This window comes from Enterococcus sp. AZ088 (assembly GCF_051714845.1).
GTDB lineage: Bacteria > Bacillota > Bacilli > Lactobacillales > Enterococcaceae > Enterococcus > Enterococcus faecalis.
The window spans coordinates 1,405,918-1,424,947 of sequence record NZ_JBIOSQ010000001.1; the positions used below are offsets into that span (position 1 = coordinate 1,405,918).

Sequence of the window (19,030 nt, forward strand, 5' to 3'; positions counted from 1 at the left end):
TTTCGCCTTTGATTCTCAGTTTTTCTGTACTATAATGAGGGCTAGATGTAAAGATTTTGAAAAGAGGTACTTATTTTATGGTCGTTGATTTGAAAATGTTAGCTATGATTTTTATCATTAATTTTGCATATATTACCTTAAATACTATTCGTTTTATGTTAACGATGAAAGGTTATCGGGTTATTGCACCGCTGGTTAGTATGGCTGAAATAACAATTTATGTCTTAGGGCTAAGTATGGTTCTGAATCGGTTAGACAATCCTTTAAATTTACTTGTTTATGCGCTTGGTTACGCTGTTGGCATTAGTGTAGGAATTAAAATCGAAGACTATTTGGCCTTGGGTTATATTATGGTATCGGTTATCCTCCCTTCTACTACTGAACAATTTCATTTACCAGAAACACTTCGTGAACACGGCTATGGTGTTACACAAAGTGTCGCCTACGGACGCGAAGGAGAACGAATGGTTTTAGAAATCCTTTCCCCAAGAAAAAACGAACGTACATTGTACAAATTAATCAATCAATTAGAGCCGAGAGCATTTATCATTTCCTATGAGCCTAAGTTCATTTCCGGTGGTTTTTGGACGAAAAAAGTTCGCAAAAGAAATGACGCCATTTCTCACTAAGAAGCGGCGTCATTTCTTGTTATTGATTTTTAGTTTACATAATAAAATTATCGTAACTTTAATTTATTCTAAGATAACTTAGAGAGTTCGTACCTAGTTGCTCAATCAATTGTTGCATAAAAACTAAGCGTTCGATGGCCGATCGGTTAGCAATTTTTTCATAATAAAATGCTAGAATATCCGACTGTGCTTCTAAAGGCTCAGCTTGTTCCGTTGCTACTGGTAAAAGGAGTTTTAAGTGGTCCTGGTCAATCGTAATCACTTGGGTCAAGTGCAAACTTTCTTGAAAAATATTAGGCACAGTAATGACTTTGCGGCCTCGCAGAGCTTGTTTAATGACTCTTCTCGCTTGCGAAAGATAGTATTCAAGATTTACGTCCCCTAGCAAGTCATATAAAGCGCTGAAGGCTTCTGGCAAGGATTGCTCTTTGCCCAAGTAATCAAAATAACGAGGCATTGTTGGAACCTCTGTCTTTTCTTTTTCAAGCGTAATTATAGATAGTTGTGCCGAGGCCAATCTTTGTTTTTGATAAAATGAGGGGCCACCGCTCACGCCAAAAAAATAGTCTTCCTCTTCTGGAAACACTTGTGGCCAAAAAGATTCAGCTAGCCAAAATAATTGCTCTGTTACAGTTCCTTTAAACTTAGGAAGTTCGTCTTCAGCCAAGGTCAAACTCGCAACTTCAGCTGCCGTATAAATAGGAAAATTCAAACGATATTGACGATTTTCCCGAATGATTAACTGACAATCAATCATTTCTGATAAAAATTGTTCTAACTTGGCTTCTGTTGCAAAGGCCGCTTTTAATTGTCTTAAAATGATTCTTTCTTCCCGATGTTCATACATAAAAGTAACAAGAGGGAAAAAAAGTGATTGGTTGAGCAAATGATTGTATTGTTTCGTTTGTTGCGGAGAATGATAGTAAATTGCTAAATCATTCATGTTAACGCCCCTTTACTAGTGAAGCGCCTAAGCAACAAGGAATTTATCGCGTTGCTTAGGCGCTTACGGTTTTAGTTAAAGACTTCTGTTAATTGTGGTACTACTTGTTTTTTACGAGAAACAACGCCGGGTAAGAACGCACGATTGTTAACTAATGTTACATTGAACGCTGCTTCAATTTTGGCTTGTTCCGCACCAATCGCTAATAATTCAGAATCACTGTCTAGGATATTCGTAATAATTAAGACAAACAAGTCATAATTATTGGCTGCATTTTCTGCGGCCATAGCTGCTTCTAATTCAGCTTGACGATCTAAAACTTCTGCTAAGTCGACGGTATTTACTTGGGCAACGCGAACTGTTTTGCCGTTCATTGGGAAGCTCTTAGCATCTAAATCTAAAAGAACTTCAGCTGATTTATCGCTTAAGTTTGTTCCTGCTTTTAATAAGTCAAGACCATAGCCTTCTAAATTGATTTCAGCAATATCAGCTAGGGCGTGCGCTGCATCGATGTCTTCTTGTGTGCAAGTTGGTGATTTAAATAATAATGTATCAGAAATAATCGCTGAGACCATCATACCAGCAATTTGAGCTGGAATTGTCACGTTATTTTCTTTAAACATTTTATAGATGATTGTACTGGTACACCCTACTGGTTCTGCACGATAATACAATGGATCTGCTGTTTCGAAGTTGGCAATCCGGTGATGATCCACTACTGCTAAAATGTTTACTTCAGCGATATCTGAAATGCTTTGTTGGAATTCGTTATGATCCACTAACATGACTTGGTTTGTTTCGCTAGCTGCTTCAGTGACAACACGTGGTGCTTCAATATTGAAGTAATCTAAGGCATATTGAGTTTCTTCACTTGGTGTTCCTAAAGCGACAGCTTCTGTCTCTTTTCCTAATTCTTTTTGTAAGTAAGCAAAACTAATTGCTGCTCCGATAGCATCTGTATCAGGATTTTGGTGTCCAAAAACTAAAATTTTTGACATAATACACACTCCTTGGTTTTGATTCACTCTTAATGATAACAAAAAATAGAAAAGAAACAACAAAAAAATTGTCTTCTTTTCTATTTTTTCGTTTGTTAACGTGCTAGATAACCTTGATAGTCCTCGACATGTAGTAGTTTTTTCGCATTTTCAACACGGTCATTTTTAGGAGGCTCAATTCCTTCTAATGGATAAGGAATACCTAGTTCTTCCCATTTGTACTTGCCCATCGTATGGTAAGGAAGCACTTCAACTTTATCTACATTGTTTAATGTTTTTATGAAGGCATCCAGACGGATTAAATATTCGTCGTAATCACTACGTTGAGGCACCAATACGTGGCGAATCCAAACAGGTTTGTCAATTTCAGATAAATAGGTAGCCATCTCTAAAATATTATCATTTGATTGCGTTGTTAACAGTTTATGCTGCTCGTTATCAATATGTTTGATGTCGAATAAGAGTAAATCTGTGTACTTCATCAATTCATCAAATTGACTAATGAAGGGTTCTTCCCGAGTAAAAGGTTTGCCACACGTATCTAAGGTGGTATGAATGCCTTGTGCTTTGGCTTTTTTAAATAAATCGATTAAAAAGTCCATTTGCAATAGCGGCTCACCACCACTGACAGTGATACCACCCTTTTCGCCCCAATAAGAGCGAAAACGTAATGCTTCCTCTAATACTTCGTCAGTCGTCACCACACGACCACCGGAACCAATTTTCCAAGTATCTGGATTATGACAGAATTGACATCTCATGCGACACCCTTGTGTAAATACGATAAAACGGACACCTGGGCCATCAACGGTACCAAAATTTTCTGTTGAATGAATTCTACCTGTAACTGGTGTTGTCATAATGATCCCTCTTCTTTCAAACGAAAAGGATGACACGTTAAATGTCACCCTTTCAGTTAAATAATGTAAATGTTTTTTATAGTCTGTCGTGTGAAGTTCTTGAAATAACGTCTGCTTGTTGTTCAGGAGTTAAGTCACGGAATTTCACGGCATATCCAGATACACGGATAGTTAAGTTTGGATATTTTTCTGGATGTGCTTGTGCATCTAATAATAATTCGTTTGTAAATACGTTTACGTTTAAGTGGTAACCACCTTTATCGAAGTAGCCATCTAATACGTTACGTAAGTTGTTAATTCTTGTGTCGTCGTCTTTACCTAAACCATTAGGGTTGATGGTTTGTGTATTAGAAATACCATCTAAAGCGATTGTATATTCTAAACGAGCTGTTGAGTTTAATGAAGCTAACAAGCCATTTTTCTCACCTAAGAATTTACCGTCTTGATAACTTGGGTTCGCACCTGGTGCAAGAGGTTTGCCGGCACGACGTCCGTCAGGCGTGTTCCCTGTTGCTTTACCATAAACAACGTTTGAAGTGATTGTTAATAATGAAGTCGTTGGTTTAGAGTTACGGTATGTGTGTTGACGTTTAATTTGTGTCATAAAGTAATCTAAAATCCAGTTAGCCATTGCATCGGCTTCTTCGTTATCATTTCCGTATGTTGGGAATTCTTTTGTTGGTACATAATCAATTGCCATACCATCTTCGTCACGGATTACTTCTACTTCACCGTGTTTAATTGCCATGATACTATCAGTCGCATGAGAGATTCCGGCAATACCAGTTGCGAATGTCCGTTGTAAATCAGTATCCATTAAAGCTAATTGTGGTGCTTCATATGCATATTTATCATGCATGTAATGAATAATGTTTAATGTGTTAACGTACAATTCAGCTAACCAGTCTAAGATGTCTTTATAGCGTTCCATGAATTCGTGGTAATCTAATTTGTCACCAGTCATTGGACGATATTTTGGTGCTACTTGCATTTTAGTTTTTTCATCGACCCCGCCGTTAATTGCATAAAGAACAGCTTTCGCTAAGTTCGCACGAGCGCCGAAGAATTGCATATCTTTACCCATAACTGTTGCAGAAACACAACATGCGATTGCGCAGTCGTCAGAACCCCAGTTTTCACGTAATAAGTCATCGTTTTCAAATTGGATAGATGAGCTTTCTTTCGCGATTTTAGCTGCATATGTTCTGAAGCCTTCTGGTAAGTGAGAAGAATATAATACAGTTAAGTTAGGTTCTGGAGATGGTCCCATGTTTGTTAAGGTGTGTAAGATACGGAAGTCATTTTTGGTAACTAATGAACGACCGTCAATACCCATACCAGCAATAGATAATGTTGCCCAAATTGGATAACCAGAGAATAATTGGTTGTATTCTGGTGTCCGTGCAAATTTAACCATACGTAATTTCATGATTAAATGGTCAATCATTTCTTGTGCTTCAAATTCAGTGATTAAACCTGCTTCTAAGTCACGTTGGATATAGATATCTAAGAATGCTGAGATACGACCAATTGACATTGCCGCACCATTTTGAGATTTAATGGCACCTAGGTAACCAAAGTATAACCATTGGATTGCTTCTTGCGCATTTGCAGCAGGACGAGAAATATCGAAACCATAAGAAGCAGCCATTTGTTTTAAGTCATTTAACGCACGGTATTGTTCAGAAATTTCTTCACGTAAGCGAATAACATCGTCTGTCATTTCTTTGTTACCAGTGTTATCATGATCTTTTTTCTTTTGTTCCATTAAGTAGTCGATACCGTATAATGCGATACGACGATAGTCACCGATAATACGGCCACGGCCATAAGCATCTGGAAGACCAGTAATGATTTTGTTTTTACGTGCTAAACGCATTTCAGCTGTGTAGGCATCAAAAACACCTTGGTTATGTGTTTTTCTGTATTCTGTGAAGATTTTTGTCATTTCTTCGTCAGTTTCATAACCATTTGAAACTAAGGCATTGTTCGCCATTTTAATACCACCGAATGGCATAAATGCTTGTTTTAATGGTACATCTGTTTGTAAACCGACAATTTTTTCTTCTTCTTTGATTAAGTAACCAGGTTCATGTGACGTAATAGTTGCTGGGATATCGCTATCCATGTCATAAACGCCATTTTTTTCATGTTGGATTTCAAATAATTCTTGTAGTTTTGTCCATAATTTGTCAGTGCTCGGAGCGATTGGTTCTAAGAAACTGTCGTCGCCTTTGTACTCTGTGTAGTTGTTTTGAATAAAATCACGAGTGTCAACGCTTGTTCTCCATTTGTCGCCTTTAAAGCCTTCCCATTGTTTCATGAAGTGTTTGCCTCCTTAGTTAACTGCTACTTGATTGTATGTAACAGCTTTATGTGATTAGTATAACACATAACCTTTTAGATGCAAGCGTTTTTTTATTATTTATTGCACTTTCTTAATAAATAAATGGGGAGAAAAGATTCTAAATGCTGATATATAAACATTTATACTTGTGAAAATAAGAACGATTTATAGTTGTTATCACTTGTGAAAAATGTACTTCTGTATTAAAAACAGCAGCCATCTGTATTAATACAGATGGCTGCTGTGGAGTTATTTATAACACAGTTTAGTTTGTTTGTTCTTCTTCAATCACTGCAGAATGCATCTCGTGGACTTCCATTACTTGGCCATCTTTTTGTTCATCGATGACAAAGGAACCGTTGGATGTTCGTTCACTGATTGGATAGTTTTTCGACTGAATAACTTCTTGTGTGCCTTTTTGCGTAGTAACTAATAAATCTAAATCGGTACTTTCAGACATAAAGACAACACGATGTGGATTTTTCTTCAATTCCCGTAAGACCATTAATCCACGTTTTGCTCGTCCTAATTGTGTTAATTCTTGGGCTAACATGCGTTTAACACCGCCACGTTGGGTAACGATGACAATCGGTGTATCCCCTTCAGAATGAACCAGCAAACCATTAACGACATAATCGTCTTCTTTGAGGTTCATTGATTTAACTCCAGCCGCTTTACTACCCACGACTGGTACTTCATATAATGGATAACGTAAGCCAAAACCGCGATTGCTAACGAGGAAAACATCCAATAAGTCTTGATCATTTGTTAAATAAACATTGGTAATTTCATCTTGGTCTGATTTTAATTTCATACAAGATGTCGGGCGGCTCTTATAAGTGCGCCAAGGCTCAAAATCAGCCATTTTGGTTTGTTTAATCATGCCAGCTTTTGTAATGAAAACAAAGGTTTTTGTCGGACTTAACTCTTTATAAGGATATACAGCAATAATCGATTCATCGATAGCAAGATTTAAAATGGTTTGAGAAATATGTTCGCCAATTTCTTTCCAGCGTAAATCTGGCAACTCATGGACGGGGCGATAGATCATATTCCCTTTATTTGTTACTAGTAAAAGATGATCTAATGTATTGACTTCGCCAGCATATAGTAAAAAGTCGCCTTCTTTCATGCCGATTTCTTCTGGTTTTGATGCTGTATAAGAACGAATACTACTCCGCTTGATATAGCCTTCGTGCGTCACGGTTACGACCACGTCTTCCTGCGCAACTAACACGGCTGTTTCAATCTTGATTTCTTGGATTTCCTCTTCAATTTGAGTTAAGCGTGGATTACCATATTGCTTTTTAACTTCGCGAAGTTCTTTTTTCATGACTGAGAATAGTTCTTTTTCATTGTTTAAAATGTTCAATAACTCAGCAATTTGTTGTTCTAAAGTTTTCGCTTCTTCTTGTAAATCAGTAATATCCGTATTGGTTAAACGGTATAGCTGTAAAGTAACGATTGCTTCAGCTTGTTCTTCAGTAAACGCATAGTCGGATACTAAGTTCTTCTTCGCATCTTTTTTATCTTTACTGCCACGGATTGTTGCAATCACTTTATCTAAGATAGACAATGCTTTAATTAAACCAGCAACAATATGCTCACGTTTGCGAGCTTTGTCCAACTCAAATTGACAACGGTTAATGATAACTGATTTGCGATGCGTAATGTAACTTTCTAAAATCCGTTTTAGTCCCACTTGTTGCGGGGTCATGTTGTCGATGGCTACCATGTTAAAGTTGTAATTGATTTGCAATTCAGTGTTTTTAAATAGATAATTTAAAATACCTTCTGCATTGACATCTTTTTTTAGTTCAACAACAATTTGCAAGCCAGTTCTGTCACTTTCGTCACGAACTTCGGCAATGCCATCTACTTTTTTATTTAAACGGATTTCATCCATCTTCTTCACTAGCGTTGCTTTGTTGACTTCATAAGGAATTTCAGAAATGACAATTTGTTGTTTGCCGCCTTTTAAGGGCTCAATCTTTGTCTTCGCACGTAAAATTACTTTACCACGGCCGGTTTCGTAGGCTTTTTTAATTTCTGCTTTTCCTTGTAGGATCCCACCTGTTGGGAAATCTGGTCCTGGAATGTATTCCATTAATTTCTCTAAACTTGCATTAGGATGATCAATTAAATACACAGTTCCATCAATGATTTCCGCTAAATTATGCGTAGGAATTTCTGTTGCATAGCCTGCTGAAATCCCCGTTGAGCCATTTACCAATAAATTAGGATATTTGGCTGGTAAAACAGTGGGTTCTTTTTCTGTATCGTCAAAATTCCAGACGAAATCGACGGTACTTTTGTCGATATCTTTTAACAACTCACCACTTAACTGTGATAAACGAGCTTCTGTATAACGCATCGCCGCTGGTGGGTCGCCATCCATACTTCCGTTGTTTCCATGCATTTCAATTAGTACTTCCCGTAATTTCCAGTCTTGACTTAGACGCACCATCGCTTCATAAATACTGCTGTCGCCATGGGGATGATAATTCCCCATAATGTTTCCGACAGATTTTGCTGATTTACGAAAGCCTTTATCAAAGGTATTGCCATCTTTATTCATTGAAAAGAGAATGCGGCGTTGTACTGGTTTTAGCCCATCTCGAATATCTGGTAGGGCCCGTTCTTGAATGATGTATTTGGAATATCTTCCAAAACGATCGCCCATTACTTCTTCAAGGGTTAATTCTTGAACTTCTTGGCGTTTTTCCAAAATTGTCACTCCCTACTCTATGTCAAACAAACTGATTTCAGTGTCATCGGTTTGTTCTGCTTCTTTTGTTTTTTCCGCATCTAAAAGACTTTCTCCTGTTGGTGCAGAAGTGTCTTCTTCTGAACGATCTAAAATACTGCCATCTTCTTCCAACGTAAATTGAACATGTTGCTCAATCCATTTTCGACGAGGTTCGACTTTGTCGCCCATTAATGTGGTCACACGGCGTTCTGCTTGAGCTGCATCATCAATCCGAACACGAATTAAGGTTCTAGTTTCAGGATCCATCGTTGTTTCCCAAAGTTGTTCTGCATTCATTTCCCCCAGACCTTTATAGCGTTGGAGCATATAGCCTTTACCAACTTTATCAATCACTTCTGCCAATTCACCATCGGTCCAAGCATACTCAATGACTGATTTTTTTCCAGTTCCTTTAGAAACTTTATAAAGAGGTGGTAAGGCAATATAGACTTTGCCGACTTCAATTAATGGTTTCATATAACGATAGAAGAACGTTAATAGCAACACTTGAATATGGGCACCATCGGTATCCGCATCGGTCATGATGATGATTTTATCATAATTACAATCTTCAATTGAAAATTCAGGACCAACGCCTGCGCCAATCGTATAGATCATAGTATTGATTTCTTCATTTTTCAAGATGTCTTGCATTTTCGCTTTTTCCGTATTAATGACTTTTCCTCGTAGCGGTAAAATGGCTTGAAATTTCCGGTCGCGTCCTTGTTTTGCTGAACCACCGGCCGAGTCTCCTTCGACAAGATATAATTCATTTTTCTTAGGATTTCTGGATTGAGCCGGGGTTAATTTTCCAGAAAGTAACGATTCGCCTTTTTTCCGTTTTTTACCGTTCCGGCTTTCTTCACGAGCTTTGCGAGCCGCTTCGCGGGCTTCACGGGCTTTAATCGCTTTCCGAATTAATGATTGACTCATTTCACTGTTTTCTTGTAAATAGAAGCCCATTTGTTCGCCTACGACGTTATCGACAACGGTTCTTGCTAAAGGTGTGCCTAATTTCCCTTTGGTTTGACCCTCGAACTGTAGTAAGTTTTCTGGTACTCGAATTGAAAGGACAGCTGCTAAGCCTTCACGGAAGTCGCTACCTTCTAAATTTTTATCTTTTTCTTTTAATAGTCCTACTTTACGTGCATATTCATTGTACGCCTTCGTCATTGACGTTTTCATACCGACTTCGTGGGTACCGCCATCTTTTGTGCGGACATTGTTAACGAAAGATAAAACATTTTCAGAATAGCCATCGTTGTATTGGTAAGCTAATTCAACTTCAATACCTTCTTTGGCTCCTGAAAAATAAACAACGGGTGTTAATGTATCTTTTTCTTCATTTAGATAGGCAACAAATTCTTTAATGCCTTCTTCGTAGTGGAAGACTTCTTCTTTGGGTTCTTCCCCACGTTCATCCGTTAAAGTAATTTTGACGCCTTTTAATAAGAAAGCTGATTCTCTCAAACGTTCTGCTAAAATTTCGTAAGAAAAATTTGTCGTAGAGAAAATGGTGTCGTCAGGTAAAAAAGTAACGGAGGTGCCGTTGCGTTTTTTTGTTTTGCCGATTTTTTTTAAGGTACCAAGTGGTTTACCGCCGTCCTCAAATCGTTCCATGTATTCTACGCCATCACGAACAATATGAACTTCTAACCACTTAGATAAGGCATTAACAACACTGGCACCCACCCCATGGAGTCCGCCTGAAGTTTTATAGCCACCTTGGCCAAACTTACCACCCGCATGTAAGACAGTAAAAATTACTTCTACTGTTGGGATACCAGAAGCATGCATCCCTGTTGGCATTCCGCGGCCAGAGTCTGCAACACAAATACTATTATCTTTTTGGATAGTTACGTTGATTTCATTCCCGTAGCCAGATAACGCTTCATCGACTGCGTTATCGACAATTTCATAGACTAAGTGATGGAGTCCACGGCTATCGGTTGAACCGATATACATACCAGGTCTTTTCCTCACTGCTTCCAATCCTTCTAGGACTTGGATAGAGGCATCATTGTACTCATTGTTAATTTTTTTAGCCAAAGAAAAAACTCCTTATACTTAGATTCTCGTTTAGTTAATAAGCGTACATTAACTATTTCTTAAAGAATTAGAAGAAGAGTGAGCGGGTTTCTTGCGTTTTCCGTTCGCTCCTTCTAAAACCATCATTACAATAATACTCTATCTGGGTCAAAAAAAAAAGAGCTTTCCGTTCAGGACGCTCTTTCTTTATAAAATTACACGTGTTTATTCAGCATCTGCCATTTTTGCCAATTCAATTTTAATACAACGGTCCATAATAACTTGACGACCTTCATTTAATAACAAGTTCGCTGCCTCTTCGTTTTCCAAACCTAGTTGGGCCCAAAAGACAGGCGCTTCTGTTTTCAATGTTTCTGCGGCCACTTCTGGCAAAAATTCACTCCGCCGAAAGACGTCAACAATATCAATCTTTTCAGGAATCTCTGTTAATGTCCCATAAACCGTTTCGCCAAGCACCGTTTCACCTTTTAAAACTGGATTGACAGGTAATACACGATAGCCATGTTGCTGTAAAATTTCCGCAATTTTGTAACTCGTGCGGTCGGGCTTGTTACTCAAACCAACCACCGCAATATTTTTTGCTTGTTTTAAAATATCAAAAATTTGATTTTGACTTGGATTCTCAAATGTCATTCACTCAACCCCTTTTTTCGTTCTTATTTATTATAACGCTGAGTAAAGGGTTTTGGCAAAATTATTCTCTGACTGCCGGTAAAATAATTATTGGCTTTGCCAATCTGCTGGATAAGTCACGTAGACAAAGCGGGCATCACCCGTCACTGAAAATTGAATTTTGCTACTTTTCGGGATTAAAATAATTTCGCCGGCTGTTGCAGAAATTTTACGTCCGTCAATCAGTATATCTAGTTGTCCTGAAATAATATAATCAATTTCATCGTATTCCAATGTCCAGTCGAAGGTAGTATCTTTCATCACCATTAAACCGCAACCAAGGCGCGGGCTTTCTTCTAAAGAAAACAGATCTTTTGTGTAAACAATGTCCGCTGGGTTGCCTGTATCTAAACGATCGTCTTCTGTTACGTCAATTTCGGGTAATTTGATGGACATAATTCCACTTGGATCCACTTGTTTAGTCGGCATTAATTTTTCTGTGACAATTTGTCGAACAAGCGTTTCAATCATTTCACGATTTAATTCTGTCATATTTACACCTCATTATTCACTTCTGTTTCGGGTTTTCCTAGCATTCGGTTTGCCATAAAGATAGCCACAAAAATGGCGGTAATCCCTCCAACTAATTTTCCAACAATCATTGGAAAAATCATTTCTTTTGCTACGCCTGCAGTAAAACCAAGGTGGTCACCTAAAACGAAAGAAGCCGAAACAGCAAAAGCGATATTAATAATTTTTCCTCGATTATCCATGTCTTTTAACATTTGGAACATGGGAATATTGTTAGCTAATGTAGCAACCATTCCTGCAGCCGCTACTTCATTCATTCCTAAAACTTTTCCTAGTTTCATCAATGGTTTATTAAAGACTTTCGTAATCACAGCTACTAAACAGAAAGCGCCAGCTAAAGTTAAAGCAATCCCGCCAACGACTTCAATTCCTTCAGTAACTGGTGCAATGCCAGGAATCACTGTAATTCCTAATAATAGTTGAATCGCCCCGACAACTAAACCAAAGATAGCGACAATCACTACGCCTTGACCAAAAATTTGGAAGCCTTTAATCATGCCTTTTGGCGCTAACCATAAACCTAAAATAATTAAAGCGGCAACAATAATAATTGGAATTAAGTTAGGAATAATCAATGACAATGGCATGCCAGCTGTTAAACCACCTGCTAATAAACCAAAAGGAATTGTAATAATCCCGCTCAAAACACCTGTTGCTAAGAATTGTTGGTCGTCTTTTTGGATAATGCCAAGCGCTACTGGAATTGTAAAGACTAACGTTGGCCCCATCATTGCGCCTAAGATTGCCCCCGCAAATAAACCAGCTTGTGGATCATTGGCTAATTGTTGCGCTAACGCAAAGCCACCCATATCATTAGCCAATAAGGTTGTGGCAAACATTGCTGGATCAGCCCCTAGTAATTCATAGACAGGAACGACAATCGGACTTAAAAGATTGGCTAAGACAGGCGCTAAAGTGATAATCCCTACCATAGAAAGCGCTAGAGAACCCATAGCCATAATCCCTTCCTCAAATTGCTCCCCTAAACCTAGTTTGTTGCCAATACATTTATCGATTCCTCCAATAATCATGAAAAGAACCATAATATACATAATAATTTCATTAATGCTCATGTCTCGTCCTCCCTATTCTTCCTCTGTAGAATCAATGACACCAACAATCATTGCATCAATTGGGACATTTGAATCTTCTGCCGAAATACGGGCAGCATTGCCTTGACTAATTAACACTTTGTCCCCGACACCAGCTCCAGCGTTGTCAGCAGCAATTAGAAATCCTTGCTTTTCGTCCTCTTGATTCAAAATATCAACCATCATAAATTTCCAGCCATTTAATTTTTCATCTTTTCTTGTTGACCAAAGGCTACCAGTCACTTTTCCTAAAAGCATCGTTTTTCCTCCTTACGTCAGCAATTGATGTTTCCGAGCATAATCTGTCGCTAACGGGGTTAAATAGGCATTTTTACTTAAAGAAACACCTGCTTCTGTCATTCTTATCAATTGTTTTTCAGTAATGTAGGTTCGTTTGGTCTCCGCCAAAGAACGAAGTTGTTTTTGACAGGCCGCCTGAAACACAGCGTAATTTTCTGAATCATGATAAAAAATCAGCCCAAACTGTTGGCACATGTCCACGTTTTCCTGAATCGTTTGTTTCAAACGATACTTCAATCGGGAATTTTTAGTCACTGAAGGTATTGGGGTTAAAACCAATACCGGCTTACCTTCAAATAAGAATGCTAAGATGTTTTTGACTAATTCATCCGTTTCCTGTAAATGCGCAATCGCGTTTACTTGGGAAATCGTTAGCCTCTTTACAACCAAACCTCGTGCTAGCTTCTGCTCCTTGGTTACCCAATTTACATCAGGAAAACGAACAAACATTTCTTCAGGAAATGCTTCTTTTGCTTCTGCTAAAGCCACTGAATAAGACGACGACAGCAATTGTTGGCAAATTCGATCAGTAATCTGTTGAATCAAATTTTCCATTTCAGAAACGTTCATTGTCCTTCCTCCTTTTACTTAAGAATATAGCCACGAGCTCCTTTGGTTAAGCCGCAAGCGTTGGCTTCATCGTAGTCAATATGCATGTACGTTGCAAATCGCGGACTGATTCGCACAACTACATCATCAAAGATTAACGGACGTGTGCCTTCCACTTTGACTTGCACAATTTGGCTATTGCTTACTTTATTTTTCAAGGCGTCTTCGGGTGTCATGTGAATATGACGTTTGGCAACAATTAAGCCGTGACTTAATGTCACAACTGCTGATCCGTTCATCAGCGTGACACCTGGTGTCCCTTCTGTCTTGCCACTCTCTCTAACTGGGGCGTTAATTCCTAAAATACGTGTATCCGTCATAGAAACTTCAACTTGTGATTCGCTACGTTCAGGGCCTAAAATAACCACATTTTGAAAAAGTCCTTTAGGTCCAGCAACCGTAATTCGTTCTTTACAAACGAACTGTCCAGGTTGTGATAAATCTTTCACTTTTGTTAGTTGATATCCTGGTCCAAATAATGCATCAATCTCTTGACGAGACAAATGAACATGTCGGCCAGAAGCTTCAACTTCAAAAGTATTTTGTTGTTGTTGCTGAATTCGTTTAACAACTTCTTCAACAATTTCATTCATTGAATCCAATTTGTTCATCTCCTAGTTTCGTGATATTTCAGCCATGGTGCTAATTAATTCTGTAGCCCAAGATTGAAAAAGGCCGAACAGTTGTGATTCTCCTTTTAACTGGAGAATAATTTTATCTAGTTGTAATTGAATTTCTTTTGAGGAATAGCGCCATTGTCTCTGTTGGTTAGTTAGAATAGTTACCTTTGATTCCAAAATGACTGGTTCCATTACAAGCGACTGTTCTAAAATAAATTTCTCTAACCACAGTTGTTGTTGTTCGAAATATAACCAACCTTCTGTTGATAACGCTTCATTCGTTAAGAAAGGCAAATACAATAGATGGCTTAAGTGCCGAATCTCATAAATTGTTTCTTTTGATAAATGTTCTTGTTTTTGTTTTTGTGAGGAGGCCTTCACTGAATGAACCTCAGAAAGCAATGGGATTGTTGAAGAGAAGCTGCTATTAATCCGATGCTCGCGTAGATAGCTTTTGGCGGCTGGCGTCAGAAAACTGCCTACAGGAAACACAAAATCCGTGCCATCTTCTAGTTCTTTTTTTAGCCTTTTGATGCGAAGCATATCTTCTGTAATAACTGTCATAACACCCCTCCTCAATGAAAGTTTAGGACAGAAGTAATGAACCTACCTCTGCCCCAAAAAATCAAAATTATAATTCAGTTGTTGCGTGTGGTAAAATAGCGTCTACTTCTGTATGTGGACGTGGAATTACATGGACAGATAATAATTCGCCAACACGTTCTGCTGCGGCAGCACCAGCATCTGTTGCTGCTTTCACGGCACCAACGTCACCGCGAACCATTACTGTAACTAAACCGCCACCGACTTGTTCTTTTCCAATTAAAGTAACGTTTGCCGCTTTCACCATTGCATCGGCTGCTTCAACAGCACCTACTAAACCACGAGTTTCGATCATTCCTAAAGCATTTGTACTTGACATTATAATTTCCTCCTAAGATGTATGTTTTATTTTTAAAAATTTGGGACAATTAGCAATTTGACTTAGGTCCCAAACCCTAAATCCAATAATTCATTTGTTTTACTCTTACTCGCTCGTTTCTTGTTAGTTTAAGCGAGCTAAAACTTGAGCCACCACGGCATTTACTAGTTCTTCTTGATTGGTTGTTTCGCAAGAAGTAGCCACAGATGTGGTTGATGTTTGACCAAATTCTTGACGAATCTCTTCTAAATCACGCACGCCATATGCAACACGACGTAAATTGAACAGATTTTCAACCCCAATATTATCAGAAGTTGAGCTGCCACCAACTGCGCCACAGCCAAGTGTTAATGCTGGCACTAAGTTAGTTGAAGCACCAATGCCGCCAAGTGTACCAGAGGTGTTAACAAGCAAACGAGAGACGGGTTTTCTTAAGCCAAATTCACGAATGACTTCTTTGTTTTCTGTGTGAATACCCATCGTATGACCCGCACCTTCACCTTTCAAAATTTCAATTGATAACGCGCAAGCTGCTTCCCAGTTTTCAACTGTATAGAAAGCAATAATCGGTGCCAATTTTTCTCTTGAAAATGGATATTTCAAGCCTACATGTGTTTCCTCGGCAACAATTAAGCGGCGATCTTTTGGAATAGATAAACCAACTAATGAAGCAATATGTTGAACGGAACGACCCACGATTTGCGGGTTCATTGTACCGTTTGGTCGTAAAATAAACTTAGCTAATTTGTCGGCTTCGGCTGGACTTAAGAAATACGCGCCCTGCTTAATTAACTCTTCTTTGACCGCTTCACGGTTGACAGTTTCAACAATAATTGATTGTTCCGATGCACAAATTGTACCGTTATCGAAAGTTTTTGAATCCATTATTTGTTTCACTGCATGAGGAACATTTGCGCTTCGTTCGATGTAGGCTGGTCCATTACCAGGCCCAACACCGATTGCTGGTGTTCCAGAAGAGTACGCTGCTTTAACCATTGCGTTTCCACCAGTAGCTAAAATTAAATTTGTTTCTTTATTTTTCATTAATTCGCTGGTCGCTTGCATGGTTGGCGTTTTGATGACCGAGACACAACCTTCTGGTGCCCCTGCAGCAATAGCCGCTTTTTGGATAATTTCTACTGTTTCAATAATCGATTTCAACGCATTGGGATGTGGTGAAAAAACAATGCTGTTGGCAGCTTTTAATGAAATTAATGCTTTGTAAATGACTGTTGATGTCGGGTTGGTAGAAGGAATTAATCCTGCAATTACACCAACTGGGACAGCAATTTCAGTGACTTTTTTGGCAGCATCATCATGGATCACACCAACTGTAGCTTTGTCCTTCATTTCGTCATATACTACTTTTGAAGCGAAAGCATTTTTGATGATTTTATCTTCATAGATACCAAATCCTGTTTCTTCATTGGCCATTTTCGCTAACTTTTCTCGTTGGTTAAACGTAGCCTCTGAAACTGCTTGGACAATCGCATCGATTTGTTTTTGCGAAAATGTTGCTAATACTTGCTGTGCCTCTTTGGCTTTTCTGATTAAATTTCTTGTTTCTTGGATGGAACGTAAGTCTTTATCTACTAATTCCACTCGTCTTCACTTCTTTCTATTTCCGCCATGATTGCTTGAATTAAAGCTTCTTTATTGGCAAATTTAATCTCACTTTTCTTTAAACTACTTAGGTTCATTTTGTAGGCTTGTTTGCGTAAATCAACCACGCGTTGTGTTTCTAATTTTTGGCGTATGCCAGTGTGTTCTTCCGAATCTGGTGTTTCAATCTCTTCTTCAATTACTTCTACTTGTTCCATCGGTTCAGGTGCTGACTTGGGTTCTGGATCTGATAAAATCACTTCCGTTTGAGCATCAACCCGTGAGATCACATGATGAGCAATTAAACAATTTAATTCTTTAGCTACTTCCGTTCCTACTTCAACGGCAGCTTGAACCGCGGCAACGTCACCAATCAGTTCCACAGTTGTTAAACCGCCATTAATAATTTCAGCTTTTAACAAAGTAACGTCGGCGGCTTTCAATGCCGCATCGGCCACACTAATGGCACCTAAAAATCCTTTGACTTCGACCATTCCTAATGCTTTCATTCAGGTCACATCCTTAATAACTCAACGGATTGTCAGCGATATTTTGAATGACTTGTTCAAACGCACTGCAAGCAGCTTTACATGCAGATTGACTACCTGTCAATAAGGCACCGCCAAAGTTCGTTTCAGAAGGTGGGCCATAAAAGACACCCATTTGAACATCGGCAGCTTTCATTGCTGCATCTAAGCCAACCATTGCTTCTAGCGGTGGTGCAATCAGATAAGCAATCGCTTCACCTTCAGGAATATTCGCTTGTTCAGATAAAAAGCTACCCGTTCTTGATACTACATGTGCAAAATAAACAATACTGTCATCTTCGTTAGCACTATAGAAGCTGGCTTCTTCTTCAATGACTTGCGTAATGACACTCAAGCCACTATTGACTTCAGCAGGACTCGGACCAGCAATAATGCCAATCACTTCACCGGCTAATTTGGTTGAAGCATTTGCTGCGCCAGCATACATACTTTTACCGTAAACTACAGTAACATCGGCGGCTTTGGTTGCTTCATCTAATGCAACATAAGTGACATCATCACAATCGGAAGTAACAATTCCTAATGAGCGATGTTCTGGTTTCAATGATAATTCTTTTGCTAATGCCGGATCGACATTGGGAATGACTTTCATACTTAGGACATTTGCGCCTAGACGATCATTTTTCATGAGAAATCCTCCTTTATTCAGCTTCTTTTAAATCAATACCAGATTTTTTCTTGTCTAACATTTTTTTGATAATTTCGGCAATGTAGGCCCCTGCTTCAACAGCCGGTGTCCCACCTTTGTGAATATTTGAAATAACTGTCCGCCGTGCTTCTGGCATACCGACAGTTGGTTTGTAAGCAATGTAGGCACTCATAGATTCAGCTGTTACTAAACCAGGACGTTCGCCAACTAGCAAGCAAACAACATCAGCGTCAGTGATTTCACCAATTTTATCCATTGCTGGCACGCGACAATATTTAACAAAAACTACATTGTCGAAATCTAAGTTGTACATGTTTAATCCTTGTTTAATTGCTGGCAGGACTTCTTTAATATTCGCTTCGATAGCAGCTGAACTAAGGCCATCCCCTACGACCATTTGGATTTTGGCTTTTGGTGTCGTATTTTTCCGAATGATTTCACTATTTTCTTCATCAAATTGACGACCATAATCTGGACGTGTTAAATATTCATCTTTACTGTTACAGATTGTTTTTGTAGAAATAAAATTCATTTCTTTTACCAAGTCTTCACTTACGTCTGAAAAGACCGCATCTTGTGCTGCCGCATGGTCTGCTCGGAAACGTAATGTTGAACTAGTCATATAACGCGTCCCTGCACGACCAACGCCTAAACGAGCTGGCGAGAAAGCTTTCATTTTTAATAGTGCTTCAGGATCTACGGCATTTTTCAATAGTAATTGTTTACGTAAATCTACTTCAGTAATGTCAGGAATTAGGCCTTCTTCAATTTCTGTCGTTTCAGTGACGTGTGTTGTGACTGGTTTTTCTTCAGCAGTCACAGTGGCAGTCGAAACCGCTTGATTGTCAGCGACCATTTCTGTTAAAATTCCGGCAATCATTTCTTTTAATTCTTTTTCGTTCATTTGTATT

General features: G+C 38.7%; 19 protein-coding genes. 1 reads left to right on the top strand and 18 read right to left on the bottom strand.

From position 1 onward, the window contains the following. The first annotated feature begins 77 nt into the window (after positions 1–77). On the top strand, positions 78–629 hold the full coding sequence (locus tag IGL17_RS06920) for a DUF2179 domain-containing protein (protein WP_002361848.1): 552 nt from the start codon (positions 78–80) through the stop codon (positions 627–629). A 58-nt stretch (positions 630–687) separates the two neighbouring features. On the opposite strand, the gene IGL17_RS06925 is transcribed toward IGL17_RS06920, so the two are convergent. The 18 genes from IGL17_RS06925 to eutC all read right to left on the bottom strand — a co-directional run bounded on the left by IGL17_RS06925 (position 688) and on the right by eutC (position 19,023). Continuing rightward, a complete protein-coding gene (locus IGL17_RS06925) occupies positions 688–1,572 on the bottom strand; it encodes a DUF1803 domain-containing protein (protein ID WP_016618367.1) in 885 nt (294 codons plus the stop codon). Between the two features lie 71 nt (positions 1,573–1,643). Beyond that, the gene (locus tag IGL17_RS06930; RefSeq protein WP_002360265.1) at positions 1,644–2,570 is read right to left on the bottom strand and encodes a manganese-dependent inorganic pyrophosphatase; all 927 of its coding nucleotides are present in this window, start codon (positions 2,568–2,570) and stop codon (positions 1,644–1,646) included. 95 nt (positions 2,571–2,665) lie between these two features. Then, entirely contained in the window at positions 2,666–3,430 is a 765-nt protein-coding gene (gene pflA, locus IGL17_RS06935) for a pyruvate formate-lyase-activating protein (protein ID WP_002357530.1), read from the bottom strand. A gap of 76 nt (positions 3,431–3,506) precedes the next feature. Then, a complete protein-coding gene (gene pflB / locus IGL17_RS06940) occupies positions 3,507–5,753 on the bottom strand; it encodes a formate C-acetyltransferase (RefSeq protein ID WP_002357529.1) in 2,247 nt (748 codons plus the stop codon). Between the two features lie 289 nt (positions 5,754–6,042). Beyond that, complete coding sequence (gene parC, locus IGL17_RS06945) at positions 6,043–8,505, bottom strand: DNA topoisomerase IV subunit A (protein ID WP_010823694.1); 2,463 nt, start codon at positions 8,503–8,505, stop codon at positions 6,043–6,045. Between the two features lie 12 nt (positions 8,506–8,517). Next, a complete protein-coding gene (parE, locus tag IGL17_RS06950; RefSeq protein ID WP_016618366.1) occupies positions 8,518–10,575 on the bottom strand; it encodes a DNA topoisomerase IV subunit B in 2,058 nt (685 codons plus the stop codon). Positions 10,576–10,779: 204 nt separating this feature from the next. Next, positions 10,780–11,208: a CoA-binding protein gene (locus IGL17_RS06955; RefSeq protein WP_002365680.1), complete on the bottom strand. Its 429-nt coding sequence runs from the start codon at positions 11,206–11,208 to the stop codon at positions 10,780–10,782. Positions 11,209–11,295: 87 nt separating this feature from the next. Then, a complete protein-coding gene (locus IGL17_RS06960; RefSeq protein WP_002357522.1) occupies positions 11,296–11,739 on the bottom strand; it encodes an ethanolamine utilization protein EutQ in 444 nt (147 codons plus the stop codon). A 2-nt stretch (positions 11,740–11,741) separates the two neighbouring features. Next, positions 11,742–12,851 carry an ethanolamine utilization protein EutH gene (gene eutH, locus IGL17_RS06965; RefSeq protein ID WP_016618365.1) on the bottom strand — a complete coding sequence of 370 codons (1,110 nt, stop codon included), beginning with the start codon at positions 12,849–12,851 and terminating at the stop codon, positions 11,742–11,744. Positions 12,852–12,863: 12 nt separating this feature from the next. Then, entirely contained in the window at positions 12,864–13,127 is a 264-nt protein-coding gene (locus tag IGL17_RS06970; protein ID WP_002369365.1) for a EutN/CcmL family microcompartment protein, read from the bottom strand. A 12-nt stretch (positions 13,128–13,139) separates the two neighbouring features. Beyond that, a complete protein-coding gene (locus IGL17_RS06975) occupies positions 13,140–13,739 on the bottom strand; it encodes a TIGR02536 family ethanolamine utilization protein (RefSeq protein WP_010707565.1) in 600 nt (199 codons plus the stop codon). A gap of 14 nt (positions 13,740–13,753) precedes the next feature. Beyond that, positions 13,754–14,389, bottom strand: a complete 636-nt coding sequence (gene eutD / locus IGL17_RS06980) for an ethanolamine utilization phosphate acetyltransferase EutD (protein ID WP_002357516.1) — start codon at positions 14,387–14,389, stop codon at positions 13,754–13,756. A gap of 3 nt (positions 14,390–14,392) precedes the next feature. Continuing rightward, positions 14,393–14,962, bottom strand: coding sequence for a hypothetical protein (locus tag IGL17_RS06985; RefSeq protein ID WP_016618364.1), 570 nt, complete (start codon positions 14,960–14,962; stop codon positions 14,393–14,395). 67 nt (positions 14,963–15,029) lie between these two features. After that, entirely contained in the window at positions 15,030–15,320 is a 291-nt protein-coding gene (locus tag IGL17_RS06990) for a BMC domain-containing protein (protein ID WP_002357513.1), read from the bottom strand. 123 nt (positions 15,321–15,443) lie between these two features. Next, on the bottom strand, positions 15,444–16,922 hold the full coding sequence (locus IGL17_RS06995) for an acetaldehyde dehydrogenase (acetylating) (RefSeq protein ID WP_002357511.1): 1,479 nt from the start codon (positions 16,920–16,922) through the stop codon (positions 15,444–15,446). After that, on the bottom strand, positions 16,913–17,431 hold the full coding sequence (locus IGL17_RS07000) for a BMC domain-containing protein (RefSeq protein ID WP_002366723.1): 519 nt from the start codon (positions 17,429–17,431) through the stop codon (positions 16,913–16,915). Before IGL17_RS07000 ends, IGL17_RS06995 begins: the two co-directional genes overlap by 10 nt. 13 nt (positions 17,432–17,444) lie before the next feature. Then, positions 17,445–18,098 carry an ethanolamine utilization microcompartment protein EutL gene (eutL, locus tag IGL17_RS07005; protein ID WP_002357509.1) on the bottom strand — a complete coding sequence of 218 codons (654 nt, stop codon included), beginning with the start codon at positions 18,096–18,098 and terminating at the stop codon, positions 17,445–17,447. A gap of 13 nt (positions 18,099–18,111) precedes the next feature. Continuing rightward, positions 18,112–19,023: an ethanolamine ammonia-lyase subunit EutC gene (gene eutC / locus IGL17_RS07010; RefSeq protein ID WP_002363986.1), complete on the bottom strand. Its 912-nt coding sequence runs from the start codon at positions 19,021–19,023 to the stop codon at positions 18,112–18,114. Positions 19,024–19,030 lie beyond the last annotated feature (7 nt).